9 protein-coding genes are annotated in these 8,432 nt (G+C 68.9%); 3 read left to right on the forward strand and 6 right to left on the reverse strand.

Features of this window, described 5'->3' with window-relative positions; translation table 11 throughout:
• Positions 1-130: 130 nt before the first annotated feature.
• From QH276_RS33035 to QH276_RS33060, 6 genes are all read right to left on the reverse strand, one after another.
• Positions 131-1,003 (reverse strand): alpha/beta fold hydrolase, encoded by an 873-nt coding sequence (locus QH276_RS33035; RefSeq protein ID WP_280398099.1) that lies wholly within the window; start codon positions 1,001-1,003, stop codon positions 131-133.
• A 40-nt stretch (positions 1,004-1,043) separates the two neighbouring features.
• Complete coding sequence (locus QH276_RS33040; RefSeq protein WP_280398098.1) at positions 1,044-1,997, reverse strand: catechol 1,2-dioxygenase; 954 nt, start codon at positions 1,995-1,997, stop codon at positions 1,044-1,046.
• Positions 1,997-3,337 (reverse strand): M20 family metallopeptidase, encoded by a 1,341-nt coding sequence (locus tag QH276_RS33045; RefSeq protein WP_280398097.1) that lies wholly within the window; start codon positions 3,335-3,337, stop codon positions 1,997-1,999. Before QH276_RS33045 ends, QH276_RS33040 begins: the two co-directional genes overlap by 1 nt.
• Before the next feature lie 131 nt (positions 3,338-3,468).
• Positions 3,469-4,764 (reverse strand): aromatic ring-hydroxylating oxygenase subunit alpha, encoded by a 1,296-nt coding sequence (locus QH276_RS33050; protein ID WP_280398096.1) that lies wholly within the window; start codon positions 4,762-4,764, stop codon positions 3,469-3,471.
• A gap of 86 nt (positions 4,765-4,850) precedes the next feature.
• Positions 4,851-5,255, reverse strand: a complete 405-nt coding sequence (locus tag QH276_RS33055; protein ID WP_280398095.1) for a MaoC/PaaZ C-terminal domain-containing protein — start codon at positions 5,253-5,255, stop codon at positions 4,851-4,853.
• Complete coding sequence (locus QH276_RS33060) at positions 5,252-5,737, reverse strand: hypothetical protein (protein WP_280398094.1); 486 nt, start codon at positions 5,735-5,737, stop codon at positions 5,252-5,254. The genes QH276_RS33055 and QH276_RS33060 overlap by 4 nt, the downstream gene beginning before the upstream one ends.
• Before the next feature lie 102 nt (positions 5,738-5,839).
• Between QH276_RS33060 and QH276_RS33065 the strand changes: the two genes are divergently transcribed.
• The 3 genes from QH276_RS33065 to QH276_RS33075 all read left to right on the forward strand — a co-directional run.
• A complete protein-coding gene (locus QH276_RS33065) occupies positions 5,840-6,691 on the forward strand; it encodes an alpha/beta fold hydrolase (protein ID WP_280398093.1) in 852 nt (283 codons plus the stop codon).
• A complete protein-coding gene (locus tag QH276_RS33070) occupies positions 6,688-7,953 on the forward strand; it encodes a multidrug effflux MFS transporter (RefSeq protein WP_280398092.1) in 1,266 nt (421 codons plus the stop codon). Before QH276_RS33065 ends, QH276_RS33070 begins: the two co-directional genes overlap by 4 nt.
• Positions 7,950-8,432 (forward strand): flavoprotein (locus QH276_RS33075; protein ID WP_280407014.1); only part of this gene is annotated, 483 nt, incomplete at its 3' end. The genes QH276_RS33070 and QH276_RS33075, both read left to right, overlap by 4 nt.

Below are 8,432 nucleotides of genomic sequence, written 5' to 3' on the forward strand. Positions count from 1 at the left end.
CCCCCCGCCCCCCGCGGGGCCCCCCCCCCCCCCCCCCCCCCCCCCCCCCCGCCGCCGCACACTCGCGGGGGGGCGGGGGTCTTTGTGCCCCCCCCCCCGGCCCCGGACAGATTTGACAGCGGAAGTAGAGTTATACGGCCGTTTTCGCCCGCGCGGAGGCTTCGGCCAGGAACTCCAGGCTCAACGGGTTGTACTCCTCGGCATGTTCGTGCTGCGGCCAGTGCCCACACGCGGGGTACAGCTGCAACCGGGCACCCGGGATATCGGCAGCCAGTTTCTCGGCCTCGGGCACATCCCCGAACGGGTTTTCGTGTCCCCACACCACCAGCGTCGGTGCCGTGATCCGGGCCAGCCGATCGGGGCGCAGCAGATTGCGCTGCCGGATCTCCATGTTCTGCAGCGACAACAAATTGTGGATATTGGCCACGAAGTCGGGTTCGTGGTAGATCCGGTGCCGGACCTGCACCAGTTCCTCGGTGGCGTCGGCGGCGTCGTGCATGAGCAGCCGCATCCGGGCGCGGGTCAGTTCGATATCGTCGCTTTCCACCGCTTTGGTCGTGGAGGTGCGGATCCGCTCCATGATCTCCGGGTTCGCCACGGTGCCCCCCGCGGCGAGCAGTTGCAGCGACAGCACCCGTTCGGGGTGATCACTGGCCAGATATGCCGCCACCCAGCCGCCGAGCGATTCCCCGACCAGATGCGCCTTCGCCAGCCCCACAGCATCGAGGTAATCGAGCAGATGCTGCACATAGCGTGGAATCTCGTACGCGTAATCGGGTTTACCCGTATAACCGTGGCCGAGCATATCGATGGCGTGGCATTCGTACCGGGCGGCATGCGGGACGATATTGCGGGCGAATGCCTCGAGATGCCCGCTGGTGCCGTGCAGGAATATCACCGCTTCGGCCCCGCTGCCCGCCTGCAACGAGCGGGTGGGAATACCGGCGGCATCCACGGTTTTCAGCGCGAAATCCACGCCGGTCAGTTCGGTCCAGATCGTCATTGCGAATCCTTGTCGGTGAAAGGTGGGTATCGGATGGTGCTCACCGGCGAGCGGGCTGCCGTGCGGGATCCAGCACGGTGACACCCATTCCGGTGAGCCATTCGGGCACGGCTTCGTAGGCCAGCCGCTCGCCCGGGATGTAGTCCAGCATCGCGGCCATCATGAGCCAGGTCCGCAATTCCTGGGCTCCGTTCCCGGCCGCCGCCTCGAGGTCCGCGGTGCTGTATCCGGCCAGTTCGGCGGCCTTGCCGAGGCTGAACAGCTCCAGGATCCGGTGGTCGAATTCCGGGGAGATCGCGGCTTCGGCGGCGCGGATGATCTGCCGGCGCCGCACGTCGTAGTCGGCCCAGTTCTCCCGGCCGTCGAGCCAGGCCCGCACCATGAAGTCCTCGTCCTCGCCCTGCGGATCGCGCCAGTCGGGCCAGGGCAGCCGGTGCGAGAGTCCGCCGGACGCGATCACCACCACGCGACTGTCCACCGGGTAGGCGGCCACCGCTTCCCGCAAGGCCACCGCGAGGTCGGCGCAGCGCTGGAAGGTCGGCAGCGGTGGCGCGAAAACGTTCACCACCAGCGGCACGATCGGGACGTCGAGCCCGGCCAGCAGGTACTGGATGGCATGCGACTGGCCGTGGTCGATCTGCAGCCGGGCCGAGAACGCCGGATCGAACCGGCCGCTCTCGACAAGGGACTCGGCCAGATGCCGGGCCAGCCCGATATCGACCGGCTGCGGACCCTTCGGCGTACCCGATTCACCGCTGGCATGACATTCGCCGACCCCGAGGGTGAACGGCGGGATCAGGTCGAGCCAGAAACCACGGAAATGGTTGGAGCCCAGCAGGATCACCGCGTCCGGACGGGCGGCGGCGATCCGGTCGCGGGCCGCGTGGAGTCCGTCGCGGAAACGTTCCGCTTCCGCTTTGTGGGTCGTCTGCTCCCAGTGGGTGTTCATCAGCGTGCTGTGCGACGCGCCCACCCCCAGCACGATGTCCGCCATCAGTCGATACCTACTTCCTCGAGTGTCCGGGTCGCCGTATCCACCACGACCCGCACGAGATACCGGGTGAACCGTTCGGCCGCCCGCAGATCCACGGTGTTCATGCCCCGCGCGAAATCCACCTCGAACGGCGCGTCGGCGACCTTGGGCATGCCCACCCGGACGGTCGGGATGCCCCGGCCACGCAGAATGTTGGCGTCGGTCGCGCCGCTGGCGTCGCGCACGTCCTGATGGGGTAGTCCTTCCATCGCCTCCCAGGCAGCGATCGCGCTGCGGCACAACCACATGTGCGGATCCGATGATTCCCCGGGGATCGCCAGGATCTGTTCGATATCGATCCGCGCGTCCAGGTCGCCGGCGATCGCGCGCACCGCGGCAACCAGTTCCCTCTTGGCTGCGGTCGGGGTGGTCCGCGGGCTCAGCCGCAGATCCACCCTCATCCGCACCTGCTCCGGTGTGAACGAGGCCGTGCGCTCCCAGCCGCCACGGATAGTGGCGACCATGCCCTGCGGGTACACCAGCCCGTCCTGATGAGCTCGCGAATAGTGCGGGAACCACTGCTCGAGCCGCTCCGCGACCGCGCCGGCCAGCGCGACCGGATTGCGATAGGGCAGCCGGTGCCGCGACCCGACATAGGTGTGGCTACCGTGCACGATGATCTCGAACCAGCTCAGCCCGACTTCTTCCCAGGACACCGTCCAGCCGGGTTTGGCGATGAGCGCGAAATCCGCCCAGACACCCTGCTCCAGCAGGAACGAGCAGCCGACACCCTGCCCGGTGTTACGCCGCGTCCCACCCACACCCGGCCGGGCGTTGGTGGGCATACCACCGGCACCGAACGCGGCGATCAGATCACCGGTCAGCGGGATCCCGGCGGTGTGCACGGCTTCGACCGCCGCCAGCACGCAGGCGGCGTGCCCCTTCGGGTTCGAGGCGCCGAGCCCGGTCAGGTAATCGCCGTCCACCACCGCCCGCGCCGTCATATCCGGGCGCAGGGTGTCCCCCGCCCACGGCAGATCTTCTACCGCGTTTCCGCTTGTCACGGTGTCGATCGGGGCGTAGAGCATCAGGTCGGGCCCGGTACCGGCGCCGGGGACGCGAGCCCACGAATTGGCCTGCCGGTCATCGAGTTCCATGGTGTGGGCCTCGATACCGGCCGCGGTGCACACGCCGGTGATATGCCGGGCCAGCGGTGCTTCGTCACCCGTCGGGCTCGCGATATCCACCAGCCCGGTGACCAGTTCGCGTAGGCGTCCGTAATCGACTGCGGCGCAGGCCTGTTCAGCCCACGAACGCCGTAGCTCGTCGAGTCCGGCGAGCGGGTCGGCCACCGCCGTCATCGCGGGCTGACCTGGTGGACCTGGGTGTTGTTCCGCGCGGCAAGAAACCGCCAGGCCTTCGGGGCGCCGACGGCCAGCAGCACACCGGCCGCGATACCGGCGAAGATGTTGCGCATGAGTCCTCTCCTTCCCTACTCGGCCGAAGAACCGTTGGTGTCCGCGGGGACGGATTTCGCCGCGGCCGTTTCTCTTCCGGTCGCCCGCCGCGCGCGCACCGGCCGCTCCGGTTTTGCCGGTTCCGCGGCCACGGCAGCGGCGATCTTTTCGGCGTACTCTTCTTCGGCGAGATTGCGCCATGCCGTGAGCGAGATATCGGGCCGGTAGAGCTTCTCCGGGGGCGCGTCGGTGACGCTCACCATCCATTCGTCCTGACCGGAGAACTGGCCGTGGAACAGCCAGCGGATGGCACCGAGGTATTTCGCGTAGAAGCCCAGTTTGCGCACCCCGGTCACGAAGTTGACCATCAGCCCCACATAGTTGTGGTGGTCGTCGTCCACCGGGACGTAGAACTCGTAGTGGATGAAGTTCGGGTACGCGATACGCAGCACACCGGGCATCGCCAACGACGCGAATCCGGGGAACTTCTGCGCCTCGATCACCGGATTCGTGCGCAGGCCGGCTCCCACATTCCCGATCTGGGAAATCTGTGTCTCGTCCGGCTTCTTCTTCCACCAGCGCTTGTTGGTCCACTTGCCGACGCCGGGGAATTCGGCCTCCCAGTGCACCTCGTCCTGGACGCGGAAGATCCAGCGGCCCTCGGGCACGATCCGGGTGATGTTCCAGGTCGGCATGGGTTTGAACAGCCGCCACAGCGCCGTGCGGTGCAGATATTTCGCGTGCCCCTCATCGAACCCGTTCTCGCACGCGAAACGCCAGTTGCCGCGGCGCGGCTGGATGCGCCCGCCCACGATGCCCTCGTTCTCCACCAGTTCCCGGGGCAATTGCTCGTCGATCGGCGGCGCCGGCTCGTCGCCGATCGGGATGTACACCCACACCAGGCCCAGGCGCTCGGCCACCGGATAGGTCTGCACGGACAATTTCCCGCAGACCTTCGAATCGGGCCCGTCGGTGATGACGGCGGCCAGTTTCCCGTCGGCCAGCCGGAAGGTCCAGCCGTGATACGGGCAGCTGACGGTACCCGGGAACTGCTGATCCCCCTCCGACAGCGGCACCCCGCGATGCGGGCACCGGTCGTGCAGGGCGTAGGCGGTGCCGTTGTCACGGATCAGTGCGAGCTTCTCCCCGCAGATCGTATGGCTCGTGGGTTTGCCGGTGATGTGGTTGGACCACGTCACCGGATACCAGTAGCCGCGGTAGCCGCTGCCCGCCTGGTCGTAGTACGGCCAGGCCGTCCAGTCCTGCCGGCCCGCCGCCCGCGCGCGCTCCGGGAGCGTGGGCCGGGTGGCCGGTGCCTCGACACCAGTCATATGGGTTCAGTTCCTCTCGATGCGAGATCGTCCGGTTGCTCCGATCTTCGGCCGGGGCGCGGCGCCACCCAATGGATCGGGTTCGCTCAGCAGACCGGGGTGCCCGCGGCGACCACAGCCGACCCGACCGCGCAGACGGTGCCCCGGTCGTCGCGCTCCTCGAGCCGCAGGGTCACCACGCCACCTTCGACCCGGTCGACGACACCGGTGACGGTCAACGTCGCCCCCACGGCGGCGGGCGCCCGATTCTGCCAGCTCACCGAGCGCACCGCGGCCGGGTCACCGGCGTACCGGGCGGCCGCGCGGAAGAAGAGCGTGCCGTGCAGTTGCGCCATCACCACCGGATCGCCGAGCCCCTCGGCGCGCGCGGCGCGGGTGTCGTAGTGGATGCGGTGCGCATTGTGGGTGGCGGCACCGAACCGCAGGATCCGGACCGGATCCGTCTGCAGCGCAACGGGTTCGACGGGCCGGGGCGTACGGGTCCCCCTCATCGGACGATGTACCGTTCCGCCACCGACACCAGCGGCCCGGCGGCGGCCGCGTGATAGACCTTGGCGACGGTGATCAACACGAAACGCGCTGTCTCCCGGCCCTTCCACTCGACCCGCTCCACGGTGCGCCGTACCTCGATCTCCTGGTCCAGCGGCGGCGCCCGATGAAACTCGCAACTCTGCCCGCCCGCCATCAGCCGCACCGCCAGGCCGGCCGTCCCGGGGACCTCGTCGGCGAACATGCCGTCGGGCCGGTATTCCTCGTCCCGGGCACCTGCCGGCCCGCGCAGCAGGCTCGGCAGATACAGCGGGTGCACCGCGAACGCCGGATGTCGTGCGTCGAGATACCGCGCGTCGTCCTCCCCGCAGGCCCGCGCGAAGGCCACGGCCTCCGCCGCCCGCACCCGCCCGAACGCGCGTTCCTCCACCGCGCCGAGCAGCGCCGTCGCCCGTGCGTACACGGTCTCCAGATCATCTGTCATGGGCCGACGCTAGGAATCCGGTCCCGGCCGGACAACCGGCCGGGACCGTCCAGCGGACCGCGAACCTTGGCCCCGGCCGCGCTATGCGGTCAGGTGGTGCCCATGGCATCTCGACCGAACAGCTTGTACGCCACCGCAGCCGGCGTGACCTTCCACTATCACGACCTGGGCACCGGCTCCCCCACCTTCTTCCTGCACGGCGGCGGCCCCGGCTGCACCGCCTGGTCGGACTTCGGGCCGGTCGCGGAACTGTTCGCCGGCGACCGCCGGGCCCTGCTCGTGGACCTCCTGCAGTACGGCAAATCCGATAAATGCACGATCACCGGCCCGATGTGGGATTTCCACGCCGCCAAGATGGTGGCACTACTCGACGAACTCGGTATCGACCGCGCCGATTTCGTGTGCAACTCGTGGGGCGGGACCATCGCGCTCAACCTCGCCGCCAAATACCCCGAACGAGTCCGCGCCCTGGTGATCACCGGCAGTATGCCGGTCTTCTACGGCCCCCTCGCCCCACTCCCCGAAGACGGACGCCGCGGCCGCAACGCCCGCGATGTGTACTACGGCGGCGAGGGACCGACGCGCGAGAAGATGCGGCAGCTCATCACCAGGCTCGAATGGTTCGACGGCAGCAAACTCCCCGAAGAAACCCTGGAGATGCGGTACCAGCAGAGTCTCGACCCGGGCGAGACCGCCCTCGCCGCCCGTTCGGACAATCCGCGCGGCGACTGGCAGGACCTGACGGCCGAACTCGGCATGATCCAGGCACCGGTCCTGTTCGCCTGGGGTATGCACGATGCGTTCCTCACGCCCGACTATCCGTTGATGCTCGCCCGCATGGTCCCGCACGGCCATCTCTACGTCATGGACCGGGCCTCCCACCATCTGCAGGAAGAGCGCCCGTACGACTACTACAGCGTGGTGACCGGCTTCCTGAACCAGCAGCATCCGTGACCACGGAAGAGATCGGGAACGCCACCGCTGTACCGGAACCCGTACAGCACAACAGGATCCGTCTCGTCCTCGTCCTCGGCGCGCTCACCGCGCTGGGACCGTTCACGGTCGATATGTATCTGCCCGCGCTGCCGATCATCGCCACAGATCTGAGCACCACCGACGCCACGATCCAGCTCACCCTCACCGCGACCCTGATCGGCCTGGCGCTCGGCCAGCTGGTCATCGGACCCCTGTCCGATGTCTACGGCCGCCGCCGCCCGCTCATCATCGGCTCCGCGGTCCACGTCGCGGCCTCGGTGGCCTGCTACTTCGCGCCGTCGGTCGCACTGCTCGGCGCCTTCCGCGCACTACAGGGAATCGGCGCCGCGGCCACCACGGTCATCGCCATGGCTGTGGTGCGCGATCTGTTCAGCGGCCGGGAGGCGGCGATCGTCCTGTCGCGGCTGATGCTCGTCATGGGGGTCGCGCCGGTCCTGGCACCGTCGATCGGCGGTCTGCTCATCGCGGTGGTGTCCTGGCACGGCGTCTTCCTCACCCTGGCCGGTCTCGGCCTGGTGATGATCCTGCTCGGCTGCTGCGCCATGCCGGAAACACTTCCGCCCGCCGCCCGGGCGACCCGTGGGACCGCCTCGCTGTTCCGGCGCTACGGAATCCTCGCCCGGGATCGGGGCTTCGTCCTGCTGGTGCTGGTCTGCGGACTCGTCCGGGCGGTCCTGTGGGCCTATATCGCCGGCTCGGCCTTCGTTCTCCAGCACCAATTCGGTCTGAGCCCGCAGCTCTACGGCTTCGCCTTCGCGATCGGCGCCGTGGCATTGATCGGCTCGTCGCAGCTCAACGTGCTGCTGCTCGGTCGCTGGACCCCCGACCGCCTCTGCCTGGTCGCGCTGGCGGCGAGCGTCCTCACCGGAGTCGTGTTCGTCATCGTCACCAGCACAGGCACCGGCGGGCTCGCCGGGTTCGCCGCGCCCCTCATGGTGCTGCTCTGCACGACCGGGCTCGCCATGCCGAATTCCGTGGCCTCGGCATTGTCCCGGCACGGTGAAGCGGCCGGATCCGCCGCCGCGGTCGTCGGCTTCGCCCAGTTCGGCGCCGCCGCTCTCGCCGCCCCCGTGGTCGGCCTGCTCGGCAACTCCGCCCACGCGATAGCCATCGTCATGACCGCCGCCGCGACCCTCGCCCTGCTCGGATTCCTCGCCGCGCGTCCCGGCCGGGTCGCGCCCGGTGCCGGGACACGGAGTGCTGACATCATGGGGCCATGAACGAACGGGGAGAACCGGTCCTGTACGCCCTTGTCACCGGCTCACCACCGGCGCGGCATGTGGGGAGGCTCGTCGACGTGGCGCGGGCGGACGGCTGGGATGTCTGCGTCGTCGCCTCCCCCGACGGCCGGCGGTTCATCGACGCCGAGGCGCTGGCCGCCCACACCGGCCATCCCGTGCGCAGCGAATACAAGGAACCCGGCACCCCGGATGTGCTCCCGCCCGCCGACGCCGTGATCGCCGCTCCCCTCACCTGCAATTCGCTGGCGAAATGGGCTGCCGGGATCTCCGATACGCTTCCCCTCGGCCTGCTCGTCGAAGCCGTCGGCAAAGGTCTACCAGTGGTGGCCGTACCGTACTCCAATCGCGCGCAACTCGGATTCCCCGCGGTGCAGGAGGCGATCCAGAAACTTTCCGGCTGGGGTGTCGCGGTGGGGGGCCCGCGCCGGGGGGGGGGGGGCCGCACCCCCCACCCCCCG

This window comes from Nocardia carnea, assembly GCF_029869215.1.
Classification (GTDB): Bacteria; Actinomycetota; Actinomycetes; order Mycobacteriales; family Mycobacteriaceae; genus Nocardia; species Nocardia carnea_B.